Annotated in this window: 18 protein-coding genes; 16 read left to right on the top strand and 2 right to left on the bottom strand. The window is 70.2% G+C overall.

Going from position 1 to position 24,141, the window contains the following annotated elements; genetic code table 11:
- Positions 1 to 78: 78 nt before the first annotated feature.
- The 8 genes from IF188_RS15090 to IF188_RS15055 all read left to right on the top strand — a co-directional run bounded on the left by IF188_RS15090 (position 79) and on the right by IF188_RS15055 (position 9,178).
- On the top strand, positions 79 to 546 hold the full coding sequence (locus tag IF188_RS15090) for a heat shock protein transcriptional repressor HspR (protein ID WP_141896110.1): 468 nt from the start codon (positions 79 to 81) through the stop codon (positions 544 to 546).
- Between the two features lie 133 nt (positions 547 to 679).
- The gene (locus tag IF188_RS15085; protein ID WP_191172625.1) at positions 680 to 1,846 is read left to right on the top strand and encodes a DUF4185 domain-containing protein; all 1,167 of its coding nucleotides are present in this window, start codon (positions 680 to 682) and stop codon (positions 1,844 to 1,846) included.
- 309 nt (positions 1,847 to 2,155) lie between these two features.
- Positions 2,156 to 3,502, top strand: a complete 1,347-nt coding sequence (locus IF188_RS15080) for an ABC transporter substrate-binding protein (protein ID WP_191172624.1) — start codon at positions 2,156 to 2,158, stop codon at positions 3,500 to 3,502.
- Positions 3,503 to 3,575: 73 nt separating this feature from the next.
- Positions 3,576 to 4,532 (top strand): carbohydrate ABC transporter permease, encoded by a 957-nt coding sequence (locus tag IF188_RS15075; RefSeq protein WP_224751926.1) that lies wholly within the window; start codon positions 3,576 to 3,578, stop codon positions 4,530 to 4,532.
- A gap of 1 nt (position 4,533) precedes the next feature.
- Complete coding sequence (locus tag IF188_RS15070; RefSeq protein WP_141896107.1) at positions 4,534 to 5,415, top strand: carbohydrate ABC transporter permease; 882 nt, start codon at positions 4,534 to 4,536, stop codon at positions 5,413 to 5,415.
- Positions 5,416 to 5,469: 54 nt separating this feature from the next.
- Positions 5,470 to 7,503, top strand: a complete 2,034-nt coding sequence (locus IF188_RS15065) for a DUF4185 domain-containing protein (protein WP_224751925.1) — start codon at positions 5,470 to 5,472, stop codon at positions 7,501 to 7,503.
- Positions 7,504 to 7,588: 85 nt separating this feature from the next.
- Entirely contained in the window at positions 7,589 to 8,173 is a 585-nt protein-coding gene (locus tag IF188_RS15060) for an AAA family ATPase (protein WP_224751963.1), read from the top strand.
- Between the two features lie 102 nt (positions 8,174 to 8,275).
- The gene (locus tag IF188_RS15055) at positions 8,276 to 9,178 is read left to right on the top strand and encodes an SMP-30/gluconolactonase/LRE family protein (protein WP_191172621.1); all 903 of its coding nucleotides are present in this window, start codon (positions 8,276 to 8,278) and stop codon (positions 9,176 to 9,178) included.
- A gap of 17 nt (positions 9,179 to 9,195) precedes the next feature.
- On the opposite strand, the gene IF188_RS15050 is transcribed toward IF188_RS15055, so the two are convergent.
- Complete coding sequence (locus tag IF188_RS15050; RefSeq protein WP_191172620.1) at positions 9,196 to 10,338, bottom strand: glycoside hydrolase family 172 protein; 1,143 nt, start codon at positions 10,336 to 10,338, stop codon at positions 9,196 to 9,198.
- A 141-nt stretch (positions 10,339 to 10,479) separates the two neighbouring features.
- On the opposite strand from IF188_RS15050, the gene IF188_RS15045 reads away from it, so the two are divergent.
- From IF188_RS15045 to IF188_RS15010, 8 genes are all read left to right on the top strand, one after another.
- Positions 10,480 to 11,469, top strand: coding sequence for a LacI family DNA-binding transcriptional regulator (locus tag IF188_RS15045; protein WP_191172619.1), 990 nt, complete (start codon positions 10,480 to 10,482; stop codon positions 11,467 to 11,469).
- A gap of 129 nt (positions 11,470 to 11,598) precedes the next feature.
- On the top strand, positions 11,599 to 13,119 hold the full coding sequence (locus IF188_RS15040; RefSeq protein WP_191172618.1) for an FGGY-family carbohydrate kinase: 1,521 nt from the start codon (positions 11,599 to 11,601) through the stop codon (positions 13,117 to 13,119).
- On the top strand, positions 13,116 to 15,716 hold the full coding sequence (locus IF188_RS15035; protein WP_191172617.1) for a GH116 family glycosyl-hydrolase: 2,601 nt from the start codon (positions 13,116 to 13,118) through the stop codon (positions 15,714 to 15,716). The genes IF188_RS15040 and IF188_RS15035 overlap by 4 nt, the downstream gene beginning before the upstream one ends.
- On the top strand, positions 15,713 to 17,350 hold the full coding sequence (locus IF188_RS15030; RefSeq protein WP_191172616.1) for a fucose isomerase: 1,638 nt from the start codon (positions 15,713 to 15,715) through the stop codon (positions 17,348 to 17,350). The genes IF188_RS15035 and IF188_RS15030 overlap by 4 nt, the downstream gene beginning before the upstream one ends.
- Positions 17,351 to 17,373: 23 nt before the next feature.
- Positions 17,374 to 18,348 carry a hypothetical protein gene (locus IF188_RS15025; protein ID WP_191172615.1) on the top strand — a complete coding sequence of 325 codons (975 nt, stop codon included), beginning with the start codon at positions 17,374 to 17,376 and terminating at the stop codon, positions 18,346 to 18,348.
- Positions 18,349 to 18,375: 27 nt separating this feature from the next.
- A complete protein-coding gene (locus IF188_RS15020; RefSeq protein WP_191172614.1) occupies positions 18,376 to 18,777 on the top strand; it encodes a YciI family protein in 402 nt (133 codons plus the stop codon).
- On the top strand, positions 18,774 to 20,075 hold the full coding sequence (locus tag IF188_RS15015) for an RNA polymerase sigma factor (protein ID WP_191172613.1): 1,302 nt from the start codon (positions 18,774 to 18,776) through the stop codon (positions 20,073 to 20,075). The genes IF188_RS15020 and IF188_RS15015 overlap by 4 nt, the downstream gene beginning before the upstream one ends.
- Positions 20,076 to 20,116: 41 nt before the next feature.
- A complete protein-coding gene (locus IF188_RS15010; RefSeq protein ID WP_191172612.1) occupies positions 20,117 to 20,584 on the top strand; it encodes a VOC family protein in 468 nt (155 codons plus the stop codon).
- A gap of 51 nt (positions 20,585 to 20,635) precedes the next feature.
- Here the strand turns inward: IF188_RS15010 and IF188_RS15005 are convergent, their stop codons facing one another.
- The gene (locus tag IF188_RS15005; protein ID WP_191172611.1) at positions 20,636 to 24,013 is read right to left on the bottom strand and encodes a DUF5979 domain-containing protein; all 3,378 of its coding nucleotides are present in this window, start codon (positions 24,011 to 24,013) and stop codon (positions 20,636 to 20,638) included.
- Positions 24,014 to 24,141: the final 128 nt, after the last annotated feature.

The following is a 24,141-nucleotide window of genomic DNA, read 5'->3' as shown; positions in this document are numbered from 1 at the left end:
ATGATTCCGTGTGAAGCGTCCTGTCTGCGCCAGATCTCCTGTTCTCGCGCGTGACCCGAACGGGAGGAGGTGAGGCAGATGGCTGAAGAACGAGAGATCGACGCCGACGCGCCGATCTTCGCGATCGCCGTCGCCGCCGAGCTGTCGGGCATGCACCCCCAGACCCTTCGGCAGTACGACCGCCTGGGTCTCGTCGTGCCGGCCCGCACCCAGGGCGGATCGCGCCGCTACTCGCTGCGGCACGTCGAACAGCTGCGCGAGGTCGCCCGCATGTCATCGGACGGCATCGGTCTTCCGGCGATCACGCGCATCCTCGAGCTCGAGGCCCGCGTGCACGAGCTGCACGGCCGCGTCCGCGACCTCGAGGACCGCGTCCGTGCCGAGCTGGAGAAGAGGCCGGGAGCCCGCGTGTTCGCCGCCGGCTCGACGGGTTCCGTCGTCACGCTGCGGCACGGCACCCGCGTGCGCCGTGCCACCGAGGTCGTCGTGTGGCGTCCGCGTACCCCGATCGAGGCGCCGGCCGACGCGCCGCAAGACGGCGACTGACGACCGCTCGGCCGGAGGGATGCCGCGGCCCGAGCGGTGCCGTCGGCGCGGTCGATCGCCCTCCCGCGACATGAAATCGATTTCGTGATTCCCTCCTCTCGCCATAAGGTGGCAGCGACGATCGAGGAGGATCATGTCTCTGCCGCGTTCCCGAGCAGGAGCCCGAGCCCGGCGGATCGCCGCGGTCGCGGCATCCACTTCTCTCGCCGTCGCCCTCGTGGCCTGTGCCGCGGGCGGGGCGCCGACGGTCGACCCGGATCCTGACAAGCCGTTCGTCCTGTCGGGAGTGACGGGGCTCACCCAGATCGCTCAGCTGACCGGCCCGGATGCGATCAACGACACCGCCGCGGCGGCCGTCGCCGGCACCGACCTCGGTTCGATGACGAACATCGGCGACCGCACGTACTTCTTCTTCGGCGACACGTTCGGTGAGCGCGACCCCGACTCGTACGGAGGGCAGGGCGGCATCTGGCGCTCGAACGTCTCGGCGTGGACGACCGACGACGATCCGTCGGACGGCATCACGTTCGACGGCTGGGCGCCGGTCGACGACCTCGGGTGGGCCGAGGCGCTCGTCGAGGGGGAGCACGATGCCAACGACGGTCAGGGCGAGGTGACCAAGATCCCCACGCACGGGTTCGCGATTGGCGACACGCTGTACGTGTCGTACATGTCGGTCTCGTACTGGGGCGAGCCCGGCGCGTGGGATGCGAACTACGCGGGACTGGCGAAGTCGACCGACCGAGGCGAGACGTGGGAAGCACTGGATTCGCCCCGCTGGCCGGGCGATTCGAACTTCATCCAGGTGGCTCCCGTGCATGTCGAGGACGACGGCGACGAGTACGTCTACTTCTGGACGATCCCGTCCGGCCGGTTCGGGGGAGTCGCGCTCATGCGCGTACTCGCCACCGAGGCGGCCGTCGAGGACCAGGGCGCCTACACGTACTTCGCAGGCGTCGACGGCTGTGTGCCGGACTGGTCGGACGACCTCGACGACGCCGAACTCGTCGTCGACGGGACCATCGGCGAGCTGTCGGTGATGTGGTCGGACTACCTCGACCGCTGGATCATGACGTACTCGGATGCGGGCAGCGCGTACATCCGCGAGGGCGTCACGCCGTGGGGTCCGTGGAACGATCCCGTGCTCCTCGTCCCCGGGTCGGAATACCCTGGGCTGTACTCCCCGTACCTGAACCCGCGCTACGTCGCCGACGGGGGTCGGAAGGTCTACTTCACCCTGTCGCTGTGGGGGCCGTACAACGTGTTCTGGTTCTCCGCCGACCTCGAGAAGACGCCTTGATCCCGACGCTGCGGGGCGCGTTGTGAAATCGATACAGAGCGAATGGATGCCGCATCCCGGCCCTCGATGCCTGGTTTCGGTGCGATCGCCTCTGTTTCAGGGGCTCTGTACTCCTCTTGACGCCATCGATTGCAGCGAATCGGCCATTGTGAGCCATTGCGCATGAAATCGATTTCGTCTACTCTGACCGAGACGAGGTCAGAGGCGATCCGTGCAGGACGACGGGTGCCGCTCGATCAGGTCGACCGGGCTCCCCTGACCGGCCACAGCTCCGACTCACCGAAGAGTCGTGTTCCTGAGGAGGGACGAATGCACAAGAGAAACAGCAGGCTCTTGCTCGCCGTCGCGGCAGCGGCGGCCGCGGGCACCGTGCTCGCGGGTTGCAGCGCCGGCGGCGGCGACGACTCCAGCGCCGACGGCGTCACCACCGTCCAGTTCTGGCACCGCACGTTCACGCCCGTCGAGAACGAGTGGTACGCCGACATCGTGAAGAAGTTCAACGCGTCGCAGGACGAGATCAAGGTCGTCGACACCGAGGTGCCCGCCGACGCGTGGGACCAGAAGATGAAGTCGGCGCAGGCCGCCGGCAAGGCCCCCGACATCTACACCCACCCCGGCCAGATCCAGGACGCCGTCAACGCCGGTCAGCTGCACGAGCTCAACGGCATCGTGTCGGACGACGCGCTGGGCGAGATCATCGACGCCGCGAAGCCCGTCTCGGAGATCGACGGCAAGTACTACGCGTACCCCCTCCTGCTCGAGCCGCAGGCGGTGCTGTTCTGGAACAAGGACATGCTGCAGGCCGCGGGCCTCGACCCTGAGACCGGCCCCACCACATGGAGCGAACTGCTCGACATGTGCGCCAAGATCCAGCCGACGCTCTCGGACGGGCAATACTGCATCTCACCGGCCGGTGACGCCGTGACGTTCGCGTGGTCGTCGGTGGGCCAGCAGTTCAACTTCTCGGGCCACACCGCGCTGACCGACGACTGGAGCGCTCCCGACATCGACAACGACGGCTACCGGTCGCTCATGGAGAGCTACAAGCGGCTGTGGGACGAGGACTACATGCCCAAGCAGGCGCTCGCCGCCTACGTCGAGGGCAAGGACTTCGGCGAGCAGAAGGTGGCCTTCAAGGTCTCGGGCTCGTGGATGATGTCCGAGATCGGCTCCGACTACGCCGACCTGCTGAGCAAGACCGGCATCGGCGCGTTCCCGAACGCGGACGACGCCGCAGGCGACACCGCCACGACGCTCGGCAACTTCAAGTGGGTCGTCGACGCCAAGTCGAAGAACGCCGAGGCCGCCGGCGAGTTCCTGGAGTGGGCGATCGCGGGCGACCCCGCGAACCTCGTGCCCTTCTTCGTGAACACGCAGTTCACCAAGGTGCCGGTGCGCACCTCGGTGCAGGAGGCCGTTGCCGCCGACCCGAAGGCCGCGGACGCGCCGTGGTCGAGCGTCATCGTCGACGACATCGCCCCGACCGCCATCCCCGAGCCCACCTACCCGTGGGACGTGTCGCTCGCGGTGGGCACTGCGATGGAATCGGTCATGAAGGGCGCCGCCTCGACGGACGACGCCATCAAGACCGCGGAGGACGCCATCAACACGGTGATCCAGCGCGACGACCTGCCCAGCAAGGCACCCAAGTCCTGACGGACGGAAGGGGTCCGGGGGCCGATCGCATCGGCCCCCGGACGTGTGCCCGGGCCCACAGTGAGGTGAGGAAATGACCGCGACGCAGACCATGATGACCGAGACCGAGACGATGGTGCTGCCCGGCGGCCGCCGCGACAAGCGCAGGCACGACCGATTCCGGTACCGCGACGGCAGGATCGCGTACCTGTTGATCCTGCCCGCGGTGGTGCTGCTCGGGATCTTCGTGATCTGGCCGGCGGTGTACGCCGGCTACCTGTCCTTCCAGGACTGGAGCTTCTACAAGGACCCGCAGTTCGTCGGCTTCCGCAACTACACGAACGTGCTGAGCGACCCGCTGTTCTGGGAGGCGATCGGACGCGGCTTCGTGTTCGTCGCCATGACCGTGCCGCCGATGCTCATCCTCGCGTTCTTCTTCTCGAGCCTGGTGGTGAGCGTGTCGCGCTGGTTCGCGAGCGTGCTCAAGGTGAGCATCTACATCCCCACGATCATCTCCTCGGTGATCACGTCGATCATCTTCGTGCTCATCTACAACTACTCCGGCGGAGTCCTCAACGCGATGCTCGGCGGTTTCGGCATCGACCCGATCGCGTGGATCGGCGACCCGGCGTGGGCGCTCCTGGCGATCGCGATCCCCGCGATCTGGCTGGGCATGGGCCTCACCTCGCTCATCATGGTCGCGGCGATGGTGGACATCCCGGCCGAGTACTACGAAGCGGCCGCCATGGAGGGCGCCAACTGGTGGGAGAAGACCCGCTTCATCACCATCCCGCAGATGAAGAACGTGTTTCTCTACCTGCTCATCACGGGATTCGTCGCCGCGATCCAGCAGTTCGAGCTGCCCCTCGTGATGACCGGCGGCGGTCCGCTCAACGCGACCACGCTGCCGAACCTGTTCATCTTCAACCACTTCCGCAACGACATCAACGTCGGCTATTCGATCGCGGCCGCGCTGCTGCTGTTCGTCGTGCTGGGCACGGTGTCGGCGCTGGTGTTCCGCTTCGTCAACTCCGAGAGGCTGGTGGACTGACGTGACCGCCGTTCAGGATGCCCCCGTCACGACGGCGCTCGTCCCGCGCCGCCGGCACCGCGACACCGCATGGTGGCTGTACGCCATCGGCAAGACGATCGTCGGGATCGTGTTCGTCGCGGCCGCGCTCTTCCCCCTCGCGTGGATGGTGATCGCCGGCTTCAAGTCGAAGACCGAGGTGATCCAGACCCCGTTCCAGTTCTTCCCCGAGGTATGGCGCTGGGAGAACTACGCGCAGATCCTGGCTGATCCGACGTTCACCCGCACGATGCTGTGGACGTTCCTCGGCGCGGTGCTGTTCACGCTGCTCGCGCTCACGGTCAACTCGCTCGCGGCGTACGCGTTCGCGCGCCTGGACTTCCGCTTCAAGAGGACGCTCTGGGTCATCGTGATCACGACGATGTTCATCCCCGGCATGACCATCCTGCTCACGAGCTTCATCGTGGTGACGAACCTCCAGATGCTCGATACCCTCGCCGTGCTGGTGATCCCGGGCGCCGCGAGCGCGGGGATGATCTTCTTCATCCGGCAGTTCTACCTGAGCATCCCGTCGAGCCTCGAAGAGGCCGCGATGCTCGACGGCTGCGGTCGCCTGCGCATCTTCACGAAGTTGTTCCTGCCGCTCTCGAAGCCCCCGTTCGTCGTGATGGGCATCACGGCGTTCCTGGCGTACTGGAACTCGTACGTGTGGCCGATCATGACCATCACGACCCCCGACCAGTTCGTCGTGCAGCAGTACCTGGCGACGTTCCGCTCCGAGCGGAGCACGGAGCTCGGCCTGCTGATCGCCGGGTCCGTGCTCGCCGCGGCGCCGGTCGTGATCCTGTTCCTGATCTTCCAGCGCCAGATCATCGGCAACATCAAGATGGCCGGCCTCAAGTGATGTGATCCAGACCTCCGCGAAAGGCGCGGGAGGACGATACGGAAAGGCGCAATGATGCGACGATTCAGAACGACCACTGCCGCCCTCGCGGCGGTCGGCGCGCTCGCCATCGGGGTGATCGTCCCGATGGGAGCCGCGGCGGCGCCGACCGGCGAGGACGCCGTGCCGGCGGCATCCCCCGATCACTCTCCGGCGGTCGTCGTCGGCAAGATGACCGGACCGAAGTCGACGAGCGCCACCGACACGCAGTGGCGCGTCACCGGCACCGACCTCGGCATCATGTGGGACAACGGGCAGGGCGAGATCCTCACGGCGTTCGGCGACACGTTCGGCGACTGGACCGGACCGGGCGGCGGAGGCGGCGACTGGCGATCGAATGTGCTGCTGCGCAGCAGCGACACCGATCTCACCGACGGCATGACGTTCGATTCGGCCGTCGAGGATGCACCCGGTCACGCCGGCGAGCTCATCCCGTCGCTGAAGATCAACGGGCAGGAGATCACCACGATCCCGACCGCCGGCATCGCGGTGGGCTCACGCCAGTACCTCGCGTTCATGTCGGTGCGTCAGTGGGGCGACCCCGGCAAGTGGGACACGAACTACAGCCGCATCGCGTACTCCGACGACAACGGCGAGACGTGGAACTCGACCGATGGACCGCAGTGGACCAACACCGCCGACGGGCAGGACCCGTTCCAGATGGTCGCGTTCGAGCGTCACGACGGCTGGGTCTACATGTTCGGCACGCCCAACGGGCGCTTCGGCGCCGCTCACGTCGCCCGCGTGCCCGAGGCGCAGGTGCTCGACAAGTCGGCGTACACCTACTGGGACGGCGCGGCCTGGGTCGCGGACGAGACGGCCGCGGTCGCCATCGTGCCGCCGAACGTCGCGGAGCTGTCGGTGCAGTACAGCGACTACACCGGCGGGTGGCTCATGACGTACCTCGACGAGAACCTCGACCTCGTGCTGCGCACCGCGCCGTCGCCCGAGGGCCCGTGGAGCGACCGCCAGCGGCTGGCGAGCTTCGCCGACTACCCGGGGCTGTACGGCGGATACATGCATCCATGGTCCGACGGCGGTGACCTGTACTTCTCGCTCTCGCAGTGGGAGCCCTACAACACCTACCTGCTGCGCGCCGAGATCGACCGCGACGGAACCGTCGTCAACCCCAACCTCATCGAGGATCCGGGCTTCGAGCGCGCCGTCGACGGCTCCATGCCCGCGCCGTGGGCGTGCACCGGAAACTGCGGCATCGACATCAACCACACGTGGGCGTATGGCGGCACCAAGCAGGGCTGGATGCGCTTCAACGCGGGATGGATCGATGTGCATCAGGACGTCGCCGTCGAGCCGAACACCACGTACACGTTCACCGGGTTCGTGGTCACCGGCGGCACTCCCGCCGAGGGCTCGATCGGCGTCCGCGAGCTGGGCGCCGGCGGCACCACGATCGGTGAGACGACCTTCGAGGCGGTGGGGGCGTACACCCGCTACTCGGTCACCTTCCACAGTGGCGACCGCACCGCCGTGCAGGCCTACGTCGGCACGCACCTGAATGGCGACCGCTGGGTGCAGATCGACGACCTGTCGCTCGTCAAGGCGAAGGAGCAGCTCCCGGGCCTCACGGTCTCAGTGACCTCCGATCCCGCGGCGGGCAGCGAGGTGGTGCGCGACGACGTCGTGACGTACACGGTGCGCGCCTCGACCGACAGCGCCGGCCCGGAGGGCGTCACGCTCGCCGTCGACCTCGCCGGTCTCGTCGACGACGCGACCCTCGACGCGGCATCGCTGCGTTCATCGATCGGTACGCCGGTGCTCGACGGATCGACGTTGCGATGGGCAGGTGCGATCCCGTCGGGCGCGACACTGGACGTGACGTTCTCTGCCACGGTTCGTCGAGACGCGTCCCGCACCGACTCGAGCCTCGTCGTGACGACGTCGGCGATGGCCGACCGGGCCATCCTCACCTCGTGCGAGGGCTGCGTGACGATGTTGACGGCGGTGCACTACGACCCGCGCAAGCCACGGCCGGAGTTCCCCGACAAGCCCGGCAAGCCCGAGAACCCCGGCAAGCCCGACAAGCCGTAAGACGAAGCGCGCGCGCCGCCTCGCAGGAACGGAACCGGCGAGGCGGTGCGTCCGCACGAACGACAGGGAGTCACTCTTGCTGCTGATGGTGACCGGTGCCAGCGGCGCGGGCAAGTCCACCGTTCTCGCCGAGCTGGCGCGCCAGGATCTGGGGCATGCCGTCCGCTGCGTGGAGTTCGACTCCGTCGGCGTGCCCGAGGGCGCCGACACCGCGTGGCGGCACTCTGCCGTCGAGCACTGGGTCGACCGCGCGGTGGACCTCCAGTCGTCGGGGGTGCACCTGCTGCTGTGCGGTCAGGTGCCGCTCGGCGAGCTGCTGGCAGCCCCTTCGGCGGAGCGGCTTGACGGCCTCGAGGTGTGCCTGCTGCACTGCTCGCCCGAGGTGCGGCGCGACCGCCTGCGCCGTCGCGGCGAGCCGGAGGACGCCCTCATCCACCACGTGCGGTTCGGCGAGTGGTTCCTGCGGCACACGCTGGACCCGTCCCACAGCCCCGACGTGATCCGCGTCCCGTCGCCGACTCCGATGCGCTGGGATCGCTGGGAGGGCTGGACCGAGGACGATCCCCGGTGGGCGGCGCACGTCATCGACACCGATGCGCTCACCGCGACCGAGGCCGCCGGACAGGTGGCCGCATGGGCGCGCGCGGCACTCGAGCGTTCGGCCGCGTGAAGGCCCGGGAGAGCGGGGACCGCGCCGAGCGCGTGGTGCTTCCTAGGATGGGCTGATCACTGTATCCGGATGCCGGGCAGGGGCGAGCAGGAAGGCGGGCCGATGGCGACCGAGCGGCTGGCAGCGGTCTACGAATCGTTCGACGAGCGATTCGCCGATGTCGGCGGAGACCACTTCATCGAGTGCGTGTTCGACGACGGGCGTTGGCTGGAGGGCCCCGCCTACCACCCGGCGCATCGGTTCGTGCTGTTCAGCGACATCCCGAACGAGCGCGTCCTTCGTTTCGACGAGCGCACGCGCCGCGTCGACGTCTTCGATGCGGCGTCCGGCTTCGCGAACGGCCGCACCGTCGACGCGCAGGGACGATTCGTCTGGTGCGAGCACGGCGGCCGCCGTGTCGCGCGGCTGGAGCACGACGGCTCGACGAGCGTCGTCGCCGACGCGTACGAAGGCATGCCGCTGAACAGCCCGAACGACGTGGCGGTCCACCGCGACGGCTCGGTCTGGTTCACCGACCCGACCTACGGCATCCTGAGCGATTACGAAGGGGTCGCCGCGACCCCGCAGCAGGCGGTGCGCGGCGTGTATCGCGTGGATGCCGGCGGCTCGGTCGCGCTGCGCTTCGGCGGGCTCGATCAGCCGAACGGCATCGCCTTCGCCCCCGACGGCACGTCCGTCTACGTCACCGACAGCGGCACGCCGGCCATCTGGCGCGCCGAGGTCCGCGCCGACGGCTCGGCCGGCGCCGCGGACCGGATCGCCGAGGCCGACGTGGTCTACGACGGCATCCGCACCGACGCCATCGGCAGGCTGTGGGTGGCCGCCGCCGACGGTGTGCGCTGCCATGCCGCCGACGGCACGCTGATCGGTCGCATCCCGCTGCCGCAGATCGTGGCGAATCTCGAGTTCGGCGGCCAGCGGCGCAACATCCTGTACATCACGGCCACGACGAGCCTCTACGTCCTGCGCACCACGGTGCGCGGACGCGCGCTCGCTGACCGATGAGACGCGCCGCGCGCGCGTCAGTCCTGCGGCGCGCGCGGCGGGGTGGCGCCGATGTCAGGGACCGGGGCGGTGCCTAGGTGGACCTCCATGTCGTCGGCGCTCGGCGACTTGGGGCGCCGGGCCGTCGGCCGGTCGAGGTAGAACATCGCGGTCGAGGCGATGTCGTCGCGCAGCGGCAGGTATCGCCAGCCGCTGCGCCACCCGAGCGCCTGGATGTCGACCTTCGGGATGCCGGAACCGAAGAAGATCGGGTCCAGCAGGTGCCAGCGGTACATGCCGAAACGCTGCTGGCTGACGTACAGGCCGTCGGGGCGGATCACCTGCGGCATGCCGAGGTACGGGGTCGAGAACTCGGTGTACCCCTTGCCGGGGATGTCGAAGTTCCACGCGCCGCCGAAGTAGTCCTCGGTGCCGGTGCCGCAGATCGTCGGGTAGTCGGTGTCGTCGTCGAGGTAGAACTTGATCTCGCCCTCGCCCCACCACCCGTTGGAGTTGACACCCCAGGCGAGGTACGTGCCGACGTACTGTCCGCGCCCCTCGATGCCTTCGAGGATGGTGTGCGGCACGAGCTCCTCGAGCGGGTTCGAGCGGCGCCACTGGGCGTGGAAGTAGCCCTCGTTCGAGTAGTCGCCGCCGATCTCGTAGGTCACCTGGTAGTAGACGCGCACGTCGACCACCGACGTGTTCTCGATCGTGAGCCGCGCGCCGGTGCGGAACGGCATCGGCCAGTACGAGTTGAAGCCGCCGTGCGGGTTCGCGGCGATGGCCTGCGAGTTCACCTGCGCGAAGACGCCCCAGCCGTTGCAGAAGAAGTCGCCGTACGGCACCTCGACGGCGGGCTCGTCGGCGCCGTCCCAGTAGGCGCGGAGAATGAGGGTGCGCCAGTTGTCGGTGTGCGTGGTGATCCAGATGTGCGTGATCCTGCCGCCGCCCTGGATGTTCGCGAGGTCGAAGGTCTCGCCGGCCTTGATGTCGACGCTGGGCGAGATCTTCCAGCCCGGGCCGAGGTCGCGCGCGCAAGAGGCGCCCGTTCCCTCGGTCGCACGACCGCCGCCGCCGACCGCGCCGTCGAAGTTCTCGGGAGAGATCGACCGGGTCTGCAGCGACCGCAGCGAGGCGATCGACGAGAGGTCGGGGGAGGGGAGCTGGGGAGCGGTCATCGGGCCGTACGTCCTTGTGCCGGCGCACCGTGACGGTGCGGAGAGTCGATCAGAAGTCGGATATTTTGGAATCGATTTCAACACTGTATTGTGGGCTGACCGGCATGTCAACGCGCGCCGGAGCACGGGGAAGCGGGTGACATGGCCACGATCTACGAGGTCGCGAAGCTCGCTGGCGTGTCGCCGGCGACGGTCTCGCGCGTCTTCAACGGCATGGGTGTGTCGGACGAGAAGACGCTGGCGGTGCGCGAGGCGGCGCGGCAGCTCAAGTTCACCCCGAACCGCACGGCGCGCACGCTCCGCCGCCAGGCGTCCGAGGTCATCGCCCTCGTGATCCCCGACATCGAGAACCCGTACTTCACCGAGATGGCGCGGGGTGTCGAGGATGTCGCGTCGCAGGCCGGCTACTCCGTCGTGCTGTGCAACACCGACTCGCAGATCGAGAAGGAGGCCACGTACCTCCAGATCGCGATCTCGGAGCACATGGCCGGCGTGATCCTCGCGGCAGCCTCGGATCACACCAACCTCGACGAGCTCATGGCGACCGGCCGCCCCGTGGTCGCGGTCGACCGGGGAACCGGATACGACATCGACGGCGTCGTGATGGCGAACCGCACCGCGGGCCAGGCTGCGACCGAGAATCTCGTGCAGGCAGGCTACCGCCGCATCGCCTGCATCACCGGACCCCAGCACATCGAGACTGCGTACGAGCGCGCTCAGGGCTGGCGCGCCGTGCTGGCGCGCCACTTCCCCGACGGCGAGCCCGACGAGCTGCTGCGGTACTCGACGTTCCGCGTGGATGGCGGCCGTGAGGTGATGGAGGAACTGCTCGCCCTCCCCGAACCTCCGGATGCCGTCGTCGCGTGCAACAACATGCTCGGAGTCGGCGCGATCCAGGTGCTGACCGAGCACGGCCTCACGCCGCCGAAGCTCGGCGTGGCCGTCGTGGGCTCGCTGCCCTTCACGACGCTCTCGCCGACTGCCGTCACGGTGGTGCGCCTGCCGGCCCGGCACATGGGTGTCACGGCCGCCAAGATGCTGCTGGAGCGCATCAACGGCGACGACCAGCCGGCGCGCACGGTCGTCCTGCGCAACGAGGTCCAGCCGGCTCGCGCTCTGCTGCGCGGCTGATCCCGCAACCGCTGTTTCAGCCCGCATGCGATTTCGCGCGGTTGATCATGAAATCGATTTCGTCTACAGTGGACGCATTCGCCCGACGCCGTCCGCGTCTCAGGCGCTGTCGCGATCGAGGAGGATCCGATGACCGTCCGCTGCACGCTCGGTGTCGACATCGGCACGTCCAGCAGCAAGGGCGTGCTCGTCGACGAGACGGGCCGCATCGTCGCCGTCGCGACGCGTGTGCACGAGGTCTCGCGTCCGCGCACCTCGTGGGTGGAGATGGATGCCCACCTCTGGTGGGACGAGTTCGTCTCGCTCGCCCGCGAGCTTCCCGAGCGGGCGCGTGAGCAGGGGATCGACCCCGAGATCAGTGCCGTCGGCGTGAGCGGCATGGGCCCCTGCGTCCTGCTGGCCGACGAGCAGGACGAGCCCGTGCGCCCGGCCATCCTCTACGGCGTCGACATGCGCGCGGGCGCTCAGATCGCGCGCCTGACCGACGAGCTCGGCGCCGACGAGATCGTCCGGATCGGCGGATCGACGCTCACCTCTCAGGCCGCCGGTCCGAAGATCGCGTGGATCGCCGATGAGGAGCCCGAGGTGTTCGCGCGGGCGTGTCTGCTGTTCATGCCGGCGTCCTGGCTCGTCCGCCGGCTCACCGGCGCCTACGTGCTCGATCACCAGTCCGCCAGCCAGTGCTCGCCGCTGTACGACGTGGAGGCCGAGACCTGGCACGAGCCCTGGTGGGACCGCTACGCGTCCGGGATCCAGCGGCCACGGCTGGCGTGGGCGGGCGAGGTGGCGGGCGCCGTGACGGATGCCGCGGCCGCGGCCACGGGCATCCCTTCGGGAGCGCCCGTCGTCACGGGCACGATCGACGCGTGGACCGAGGCGGTGAGCGTCGGCGCGCACGAGGACGGCGACCTCATGCTCATGTACGGCACCACGATGTTCCTCATCGCGACGGGCACCGAGACGCTGCGCACCCCCTCGATGTGGACGACCGTCGGCGCATTCCCCGGCACCCGCAACCTCGCCGGCGGCCTGGCGACGTCGGGCGCGCTCACCGCCTGGCTGAAGGGGATCACGGATGCCGACTACCCGGCACTCCTCGCCGAGGCCGAGGTCTCCGGGCGCGGTGCGCGCGGGCTCGTCCTGCTGCCGTACTTCGCGGGCGAGCGGACGCCGATCCAGGACCCCGACGCGCGCGGCGTCATCGCCGGGCTGACCCTCGACCACACGCGCGGCGACCTGTACCGCGCCGCCCTCGAAGCCACGGCGCTCGGGGTCCGCCACAACGTCGAGACGATGCGCGCCGCGGGCGCCGACATCCGCCGCATCGTCGCCGTCGGCGGGGGCACCCAGGGCGGGCTGTGGCTGCAGATCGTGTCGGATGCGACCGGCCTCGTGCAGGAGGTGCCCCGCACGACCATCGGCGCCGGCTACGGAGCCGCGTTCCTGGCGGCCGCGGCGACGGCCGATGTACCGCCGCGCATCGCCGACTGGAACCCCGTCGCGCACACGGTGCACCCCGATCCCGACGCGGCGACCTATTACGACGAGCTCTTCGAGCGCTACCTGCATCTCTACGCCTCGACGAAGGAGCTCGTCCACGAGCTCGCCGCCGAGCAGCGGCAGGCGCTGCCCCAGGAGGCGATGGCATGACCGGCCCGTCCGAGACCCGCAGGCGTGCCCGCGGCATCCCGCACACCGCCGAGCGGGCCGCCTTTCCGCTGGGCGGCATCGGCACGGGCAACGTATCGCTCGGCGCGCGCGGTGAGCTGCGCGACTGGGAGCTCGAGAACGCCCCCGACAAGGGGCGGATCAACCCGTACTCGTTCTTCGCGATCCATGCGGCGCCGCTCGACGACGACGGCGCCGACGCCGGCGACGCCGTCACGCGCGTGCTCGAGGCGCGCATCACGGGGCGTCGCGACATCGACGCCGGCTTCCTGTTCGAGTGGCAGGCCGGCCTGCCACGGCTGCGGGGGGCGACGATGCACGGCGAGTACCCCGTCGTCGACATCGACTTCGACGACGACGTGCTGCCCGTCGAGGTGTCGCTGCGGGCGTTCACGCCTCTCGTGCCGCTCGACGCCGACGCGTCCGGCATCCCCGCCGCCGTCCTGCGCTACCGCGTGACGAACCCCGCGGACCGGTCGGTGCGCGTCACCGTCGCCGGCAGCGTCAGCCACACCGCCGGCCGCGGCGAGGGTCCGTTCGGCATGCGCGCGCAGCAGACGGTGCGCTGGCGCGAGGAGGAGGGTGTGCGGGGGCTCGACTTCGGCATCGGCCTTCCCGACGACGACCCCGGCTACGGCACGCTGAGCCTCACGACCACCGACGCGTCGACCACCGCCAAGCCGCAGTGGGTCACCGGGTTCTGGCCCGACGGCGCGCGCCTGTTCTGGAGCGACCTGTCGGATGACGGGATGCTGCAGCCCGAGCCCCGCCTGACGCTCGAGGACCGCCCGCGCGGCCTGTTCGCCGACTCTGCCGCGGCGGGGCCGATGAGCGAGGAGGAGCTGTTCGAGCGCCTGCCGCGGCTGCGCACCGGATCACTCGGGATCGTTCACGAGCTGGCACCGGGCGAGAGTCGCGACTTCGAGTTCGTTCTCGCGTGGAGCTTCCCGAACCGGGTCCGCTCGTGGCGCGGCAACATCGTCGCCGACGAACGCGCCGACCCCGGCACCGTGCGCAACCGGTACGCGGTGCTGTGGCCGGACGCGTGGGGTGCGGCATCCCATCTTCATCGTGAGCTGCCCGCGCTCGAGGCGACCACGCTCGCCTTCGTCGACGCGCTCTACGGCGGCACCCTCGACCCCGTCGTCGCCGATGCGGTGGGCGCGAACATCGCGGCGACGCGGTCGACCACGGCGTTCGTGGTGGAGTCGCCGCACGCCGACCTCGGCGACGGGCCGGTGCTCGCCGCGTGGGAGGGCTCGTTCTCCCACGTCGGCTCGTGCGAGGGCACGTGCACGCACGTGTGGTCGTACGCGCAGACGATGGCCTGGTTGTTCCCCGCGCTGGAGCGCAGCGCCCGCCGCGTCGAGTTCCTGCTCGAGACCGACGACGCGGGTGCGCAGAAGTTCCGCAGCAACCGCGTCTTCGGCGGTGAGCCGTGGTTCATGGGACCCGCGGTCGACGGACAGCTCGGCACCTTCCTGCGCCTGCACCGCGAGTGGCGGTTCTCGGGCGACGACGGCTTCCTGCGCGAGTCGTGGCCCGCGGCCGTGCGCACGCTCGAGCATGCGATCCGCGAGTGGGACCGCGACGGCGACGGCCTGATCGACGGAGAGCTCCACAACACGTACGACATCGAGTTCCACGGGATCGACCCGCTCGCCAACGGCATGTTCGCCGCGGCGCTGCGCGCGGGCGCCCGCATGGCGGCGCACCTCGGCGAGACCGCGCGGGCGGCAGACTGGCTCGACCGGGCCGACCGGGTCGCCGCAGGCATGGACGCGCTGCTGTGGAACGGCGAGTACTACCGGCAGGTGATCGACGACGTCGACGCGCACCGCTACCAGTACGGCGAGGGCGTCCTCTCCGATCAGCTGCTCGGCCAGTTCCACGCGTGGATCAACGGCCTCGGCGACCTGCTGCCGCGCGAGCACCTGCGCAGTGCTCTCGGCGCGATCGTCGCGCACAACCACCGCGCGGACCTGACGGCCCATGAGAGCACGCAGCGCGTGTACGCGCTCAACGACGAGGGCGGGCTCCTGCTCGCCTCGTGGCCGCGCGGCGGGCGGCCCTCGATCCCGTTCGTCTACTCCGACGAGGTATGGACCGGTATCGAGCACCAGGTGGCCGCATCCCTCGTCTACGCGGGTCTCGTCGACGAAGGCCTCGACGTCGAGCGCGTGCTGCGTGCCCGCTATGACGGCGAGTACCGCAGCCCGTGGAACGAGATCGAGTGCGGCAACCACTACGCCCGCTCGCTCGCGTCGTGGGCGCTGCTGCTCGCGTTCAGCGGCGTGCAATGGGATGCCCCCGCCCGCACACTCTCGTTCGACCCCGCTGTCGGCGGCCCCTTCCGCGCGCTGTTCACCACGGGCGACGCGTGGGGGCGCATCGAGATCGACGGAGACGAGCTGACCCTGCACGTCGACGGCGGCTCACTGACCCTGGAGCGTCTCGAACTGCGCGGCCGGCCCGTGCACGTCGCGGCCGCCCCTCCTTTCACCCTGACGGCCGGCGAGAGCGTGACCGCTCGCTCGGGTGCCGCCGTCGCAGACCCCTCACCTCAGGAGACCCCATGACCGGCTACGCCCTTCCCACCGTCCGCGAGCACCAGGCCGCGCCGCCGAAGACCGCCTACCTGATCGCGTCGGGCGACCTGCGCGAGTCGGCGAACGCCGCCGGCTGGCCCACGCAGGTCGAGCTCGAAGCCGGCGTCACCGGCGTGCTGAACGACCTCGGCTGGCAGGTGATCCGCGCCAACGACGTCGACCCGGCGACCGGCCACGGCTTCATCTCGAGCCAGCGGATGGGGCTCGAGGTCTTCAAGACCATCCCGCCCGACGCGCCGCTCGTCGTCGCCGAGGCGGTCTGGCAGTACTCGCACCACGTGCTCGCCGGGTTGCGCACGCACGAGGGGCCGATCCTCACCGTCGCCAACTTCGCCGGCGACTGGCCGGGGCTCGTGGGCCTTCTGGGGCTCAACGCCGGGCTCACCAAGATGGGCAAGGAGTACGCCTCGATCTGGTCGGTCGACTTCACGGACGACTGGTTCAAGAACGGCATCCGGGAGTGGACCGAGACCGGCGCCATCACGCACGACGCGTCGCACGTGCGCCCGCTGCCCGAGCTCCCCGACACCCCGGAGGTCGGGCTCGGCCGCGCGCTCGGCGACCAGCTGCTCGCGGATAAGGCGATCATCGGCGTGTTCGATGAGGGCTGCATGGGCATGTACAACGCGATCTTCGACGACGAGCTGCTCAACCGCACCGGCATCTACAAGGAGCGCCTCTCGCAGTCGGCGCTGTACGCCGAGATGCTGAACGTGACGGATGCCGAGGCCGACGCCGCCCGCGACTGGCTGACCGACCGCGGCATGACGTTCCGCTTCGGCACCGACGAGGCCACTGAGCTCACCGAGGCGCAGGTGCGCTGGCAGCTGAAGATGTACATCGCGGCACTGCGGATCGCCGACGACTTCGGGCTCGATGCCGTGGGCATCCAGTACCAGCAGGGCCTGAAGGACCTGGTGCCGGCATCCGATCTCGCCGAAGGCATCCTCAATTCGACCGAGCGCCCGCCGGTGCTCTCGCGCGACGGGTCGCGAGAACTGTTCGCCGGGCGGGCGTTCCCGCACTTCAACGAGGCCGACGAGGGCGTCGCGGTCGACGCGCTGGTGACCGACCGGGTGTGGACCGCGATGGGCCTCGTGCCCGACAACACGCTGCACGACGTGCGGTGGGGCGAGGACTTCGACGGCGAGTTCGTGTGGGTGTACGAGATCTCGGGCTCGGTGCCCGCCTCGCACCTCGGTGGGTGGGACAAGGCCGAGGGCTGGCGGCAGGGGCCGGTGTTCTTCCCGGCAGGCGGGTCGACGATCAACGGCGTCTCGAAGCCCGGCGAAGTGGTGATCTCGCGGGTGTACATCGCCGACGGCGTGCTGCAGGCCGACATCTTCCGCGGCACCGTCGTCGAGCTGCCCGCAGAAGAGACGCAGCGACGCAAGGACGCCACCAACCCCGAGTGGCCGATCGCGCACGTCGTGCTGCACGACGTCACCCGCGACCAGTTCATGGCCCGCCACAAGGCCAACCACGCGCAGCTCGTCTACGCGCCCGACGCCGAGACCGCCGACAAGGCGCTGATCGCCAAGGCCGCGATGCTCGACCGGATGGGCATCCGGGTGCACCTCGTCGGCCGCGTCGCCGGGCTGTGAGCGACACGGGCGAGGGCGAGAGGATGCCGCACGACAGCGAGGGCCGGGAATGGGCCGAGGCCGTGACCGACGGGCGCTGGCTGCGTCCCGCGCTGGTGGGAGGACCGCGTGAACCACGGTGGGGACACCCCGAGGGGATGCAGCTCGGGCTGCATCCGCTGTCGGGGCCGCGCGGCCTGCTGCGCCTCTACACGCCGTACCTCGGGCAGCCGCGGGACCGGCTGCTGAACTTCATCGCGGTCGAGCCGATCCCGGCGGGCGCCGCGGAGCGCGGCTACTCCGAGCTGGAGCGCAGCCGCCTCGACGATGTGCCCGGACTGCGCATGTGGTCGACAGGCGACCCCGGCGACGCGGCACCGCGCGACCCGCGCGATCCGGTGCGCGGCACGGTGGCCGACGTCGACGGCGTCGAGACGCTCACCGTGGACGTCGCCGTGGAGCCGTTCGCGAACGGCGCCGACGTGTGGGTGCGGGCGGTGTTCCGCGCCGACCGGCCCCACGAGATCTCGGTCGCCGCGTACCGGCGGGAGTCCTCGGCGGAGCTGGAGTCCTGCGTGCTGTCGGCGACGATGGGCAACTGGGCGCGGCTGCGCACGCTCCGGCTGGCCGACGGCGAGGCGCACGCGGGCGACCTGTGGCCGCATTACACCGACGTGCACTTCGCCGAGCATGCCCGCTTCGGGGTCGACCGGCTCGTGGGCGACAGAGGAATGGTGTCGGTCTCGGCCGCGCCCGACGAGACAGAGCCGCACCTCGCCGTGCACGCACCGGGAACCGCGGAGCACTGGTCGTACGTCGGACGCCCGGCCCTGCAGACGTGGCGCGCCGACCACCCCGACCCCGCCCTCGTGGCGCAGGTCAACGGTCGCTACACGTACTGGATGAGCGAGGCGCCGATCCCCGGCGGCATCGCGTTCGAGAACTTCGAGCTCGTCGAGCCGTTCCGCCAGGGCCGCGCGTTCACCTTCTCGGTCGAGCCGCTGGTGCCGGTTCCATGATGGGAGCCGCCCTGTCAGGATGACGGCATGCGCTTCATGCTGATGCAGACCTATGGCCCGACGGCCTCGGACGCCCCGCCGATCACGCAGTGGACGGCTGCCGAGGCCCAGGCCCACATCGCGTTCCAGCAGGAGCTGAACGAACGTCTGGCCGAGCTCGGCGAGCTGATCGACGCCGTGGGGCTCGCGGGGCCCGAGTCCGCGCGCGTCGTGACGAGCGACGGCCGCACCCCGGTGATCACGGACGGCCCCTTCCCTGAGACGAAGGAGCTGCTCGCCGGCTACCGGCTCGTCGACGTCGACTCGTGGGACCGCGCGCTCGAGATCGCCGCCCTCGTGTCGGCGGCCCCCGGTCCGGGCGGCGCACCGGTGCAGGCGCCCATCGAGGTGCGTCAGGTGATGGGCGCCCCGGCGACCGACGAGCTGTGACGACAGCGCCCGACTCCCGGCGGCTCGAGCGGCTGCTGCGCGAGCAGGGTCCGCGTGCCCTCGCGATCGTCGCGAGCCGGTACCGCGACTTCGACGGGGCGGAGGATGCCGTCCAGGAGGCGCTCCTCGCGGCCTCCGAGCAGTGGCCGGCCGGCGGCATCCCGGACGATCCCCGCGCCTGGCTCGTCACCGTGGCGTCGCGACGGCTGGTGGACGCCTACCGTTCGGCCGACGCACGCCGCCGGCGCGAGCGCGAAGCGTGGGACGACCGCGATGTCCCCGCAGCCGATGAGCCCGACACCGGCGGCACCGACGACTCGCTCACCCTCGTGCTGCTGTGCTGCCACCCGGCGCTCACGCCCGGTGCCGCGATCCCGCTCACGCTGCGGGCGGTCGGCGGGCTCACCACGCGCGAGATCGCGGCGGCGTTCCTCGTGCCCGAGGCGACGATGGCACAGCGCATCAGTCGGGCCAAGGCGACGCTCCGGGCAGCGGGCGGCCGGTTCGAGCCGCCGCCGGCCGATGCCCGCCATGAGCGCGCGCGCTCGGCACTGCACGTGCTGTACCTCATGTTCAACGAGGGCTACGTGGCGAGCGAGGGCGACGACCTCGCCCGCCCGGACCTCGCGGCCGAGGCGATCCGGCTGACCCGGATGCTGCACGCATCGCTTCCCGCGGACGCCGAGGTCGGCGGACTCCTCGCACTGATGCTGCTCACCGAGGCGCGCCGCGCCGCACGGGTCGACACGGCCGGCCGCCTCGTGCCGCTGCCCGCCCAGGACCGCAGCCGGTGGAACCGGGCGCTGGTGGCCGAGGGCGTTTTGCTCCTCACCGAGGCGATGCGCCGCGGCGAGGTGGGCGAGTACCAGCTGCAGGCTGCGATCGCCGCCGTCCACGACCAGGCGCCCTCGTACGCCGACACCGACTGGCCGCGCATCGCGGGGCTGTACTCCGCGCTCGCGCGGCTCACCGACAGCCCCGTCGTGAGCCTCAACGCGGCCGTCGCCGTCGCGATGACCGCCGGCATCCCGGCCGGCTTGGAGAGACTGGATGCCGCAGCCGCCGTCCTCGGCGACCACCACCGCGTGCACGCCGTGCGAGCGCACCTGCACGAACTGGCCGGCGATCGCGAGCGGGCTGCGGCCGAGTTCCGTGCCGCGGCCGCGCGGACGGCGAACGAGGCAGAGCGGCGGTACCTGACGGATGCGGCATCCCGGCTGGCCGCCGCGGCTGCCGAGGATTCTCGAGAAATGTCCGGCGCAGATGTCGAGAAGGGCGGATCGGCTCCGACTCCCTGATGAAGCCGCCCACCGGGGCGGCCACGACGGAAGGAACCGAAATGCCTCGCATCACCCCCAACCTCTGGTTCGACGGTCAGGCGCTCGACGCGGCCGAGTACTACGCGACGGTCTTCCCGGACTCGCGCATCACCGACGTGAGCCGTCTGGGCGAGGACGGACCGGTGCTCACGGTCTCGTTCGAGCTCGACGGGCAGCCCTTCCTCGGGCTCAACGGCGGCCCCCAGTTCACGTTCACCGAAGCGGTGTCGTTCGTGATCGACTGCGCCGACCAGGCCGAGGTCGACCGCTACTGGGACGAACTGACCTCGGGCGGCGGCGCCGAGGGCCGCTGCGGCTGGCTGACCGACCGGTTCGGGCTGTCATGGCAGGTGGTGCCGCGCGCGCTCGTCGAGCTGCTCACCGACCCCGATCCGCGTCGCGCGGCCGCGGCCGGCATCGCGCTGCAGGGCATGAGCCGCATCGACGTGGCGGGACTGCGCGCCGCCGCGGACGCCGCCGCTGCCTGAACCGTCGGAGGGAATGGATGCCTCGACCCGGCGGGTCGAGGCATCCATTCATCACATCCGGCGGGCGCGGCGCGTGTGCCGGATCGTCAGGAACGCACCGAGCGCGATCGCCGTGAGTGCGCCGAGCGGCACGAGCGGCGACACCGCGCCGCCACCCGTCGCCGGCAGCGGGGTCGGAGTGGGCGTCGGCGTCGGCGTCGGCTGCGTGGACGCCGTGTTGGTCAGCGTCAGCTCTGCGGTCTGCGGCGACGACGTCTCAGAGATCGGCAGCGTGACGCGCCCGTCGGCGTTCGGAGTCAGGACCTGCCCATCGACGGACCAGGTCGGCGTGCCCCAGTCGACCCCCAGCACATCGGGCAGGTCACCCTCCTGCGCCTCGATGACGGTGCCGACCGGGAAGTACGGCGAGACGATCTGCACGTTCGGCTCGAGTTCGACGGAGGTCTGCGGTTCGCCGTCGAGCCACCAGTTCGCGGGGAACGTCGTGCCCGCCGGGAGCGAGCCTGCCCCGTCGCCCTCGACGACCTTCGTGACCGCCCAGCGCGTCAGCGCGACGACCGAGTTGGTCACTTCGAGCACCGGCGTCTCGTCCACGCCGATCTCGACGGAGGTGCCGGGACTCCAGGTCGCTCCCGCCCACGCGTACCCCGGCGGGAGCGCGGCCGCATCGGGCGCCTCTTCGAAGAGCCACACGATCGTTCCGTTCGGGAAGGTGATCGGGTTGCCGTCCTCGTCGACCGGACCGGCAGGGGTGCCGTCGGCCGGGATGACGAAACGTCCGGCGGTCGGCATGGGGCCGTCGCTGCCGGGGGCGTGCGCCACGTAGTCGATCGTGAACGAGTCGGTGAGCAGCTCATCGGGATCGATGCCCGACAGCGCCTTCTGCACCTGGAACGTGCCTCGCAGAGGCAGGACGTGATTCGTCAGCGTCGAATGCACGACGGCCTGGTCGTCCTGGCCGATGACGAGCTGAGACAGGTCGAACTGCGCGCGTTCCCACGAGAGATGGGGAACGGCGGGCGGCACGGCCTCGGTGTAGCTCACGACGGTGCCGTAGGGGAACTGCATCGAGTCGCCCGCGTCGTCGACCGGCCCCACGGCGGAGCCGTCGCCGGGCAGGCGCAGCGTCCCTGTGCGCACCTCGCCCGTCGGCAGGGTCGCTGTCCATTCGACCGTGAACTCGAGATCGGACGGGACCTGGTCGTCAGGAATGCCCTCGAACGCCTTCGAGAGGGTGAAGGTGCCCTCACGCAGCTCGTTGGTCACGTCGATCGCGATGTCACCGGTCGCCGGCAGAGGGATGTCGACGATCGCATCGCTCAGGTCGGCCTGGCCCTCGTCGAAGGCGGCCGGCGTATAGGTCGTCGTGGTGCCGTCGACGGTCACCGCGATCACCGGCAGCTTCCACGCGGACGGGTCGACGGGGTCGCCGTCGAGCGTCGGCACGAGTTCGGCGAGCTCGAGCGTGTCGGCCTCTGCTTCGACGTCATCGATGAGCTGAGGCTCGCCGACGGGAAGGTCCATGGTCGTGCGCGTCCCGGGCGGGTCGGTGTTGTAGCTCACGGCATAGCCGTAGGCGGGGTCGGCAGCATCCCCCACCGCCGACTTCACGATCGTGATCGTGCGGGCGGACTCATCCGGCGTCACCGTGTTGGTGAGCTCGACCGACACGGTGTCGTCGGGGCCGACGATGAACGTCCGGCCTGGATCCCAGCCGACGCTTCCCCACTCGTACCCGTCGGGTGCGTCGATGCCGTCGAGGTCCTCCGTCAGCACGATCCGCGTGCCGACGGGGAACTGCTGGCCGACCGGCACGACGGTGCCGTCGAACGGCACGTCGAGCGTGCCCTGATCGATCTGCTCGCCGCCGTAGAAGGCGGTCCACGTCACCGGAACGGTCGCCTCGGACGGCGGCCCGGGCTGGCCGCCCGACAGGTCATCGATCGTCTTCATGACGCTGAAGGTTCCCGTGAGCTGTGTCGCCGTGTTCGAGACGACGACGTCCGCGGTGCCGACTCCTACCGTGAGGGGATTCGGCGTGATCGTCGCGTCGACCCACTCCCACCCGGGCACGCTCTCGGGTTCGATCTCGTCGAAGGTGACGACCGTCCCCGTCGGGAACTGCTCTCCCGCGGCGACCGGAGTCCCGTCAGCGGGGACCTCGAGCGTGCCGACCGTCACCGCGCCGTCGGGGTCGACGGCGCGGTAATTGACCGTGAACGTCGTCCCCTCGGGCAGGTCGGAGTCCTCGATGCCCGAGAGAGCCTTGCGCACGGCGAACGTGCCGTTCGATTCCGCGCACGGAATGTTGCTCGAGAAGAGATAGGAGTGCACCTCGCCGCCGCGCAGCGTCACGTCCTGGCCGATGACCTGGCCGTTCAGCGGTGCGGCGGTGACGGTCACCGAGGCGTCGGGAGCGTAGATCGAGCCGTCCATGCGGCCGCCGTCGGGGGCCGTGACGGTGACCGGTCCGGTGAGGGCCGAGAGGTCCCACACGATGTAGGGCGAATACGCACCCTGCGGGTCGACGCGCGCGCCCACCACATCAGTCGTGCCTGCCGCCACCCGGATGACGAGCGGATTGGCGACGCCCGGTGTGGGCCCGGCCGAGAACTGGATGAGCGAGGCGCCCGAGATGTCGGCGTAGTCGACCACGTTCGGCTGGTCGGCGCTGAGCGGGCCGAGCACCACGCGGTCGCCCGCGTCCTCGGCGATCGTCACGGGGTACCCGATCCCGTTCGTCGGGTCGGCGATGTCGGCGAAGCAGGCGGCCGCCTGGTCCCACGTCGCCTGGCGGTTCGCCTCCACGTAGTCGGCGACGGCCGTGTCGGACGTGTTCGCCGTGTAGATGCTGTGGTCGCCGGTCGCCCCCGTCGGCGGCTCGGCGTCGGCCGGGTACTGCTGGTGGGTCGTGTCGATGAGCGGCGTCTGGTCGGGGTTGGACGGGTTCTCGTTGAGTCGCAGGAAGTCGGCACGGGCGAACGCCTGCCACGGGCCGTCGCGCTCGACCATCTTCAGGTCGCCGAACAGATCCGGGTCGGTCGTGCCGGCGCTGGTGATCTGCAGGATGCCGGTGCTGTCGGTGCTGTACTGGTTGACGAGCAGGCGAGTGGGGTCGCCGTCGACGGTCGGCAGATCGTAGTCGCCGGTGCCCGCTGCGACATGGATGATCGTGTACGTCCCGCTGCTGCCCTGGACCGTCGCCGTGCCGCCCACCGCGATGCTGCCCTCGGTCTCCTGGTTCTGCAGCAGCGCGTCCTCACGGGCGTACACCGTGAAGCCGCCCGCGATGGCGAACGGGTTCACCGAGTCGGGGTACGCGGCCGCGGCCGGCAGGGCCGTGACGGCGACGGCCCCGGTGGCGGCCAGAGCGGTGGAGAGTGTCGCAGCCAGGATCCGGCGCAGACGGGGACGATGCGTAGTGCTCACAACGGTGCTCCTCTTGCTCTGCGCGGGGGACCACAGAGCGACGCAGTCGGGTGCTGTCGTGCTCAGTACACCACACCGGATGACGTGCCGTCACGTGACTCGGCGACCGCCGAGGCGCATGATGGGGA

It is taken from the genome of Microbacterium helvum (assembly GCF_014779795.1).
Lineage (GTDB): Bacteria > Actinomycetota > Actinomycetes > Actinomycetales > Microbacteriaceae > Microbacterium > Microbacterium helvum.
This window is presented reverse-complemented; position numbering and strand designations above follow the sequence as displayed.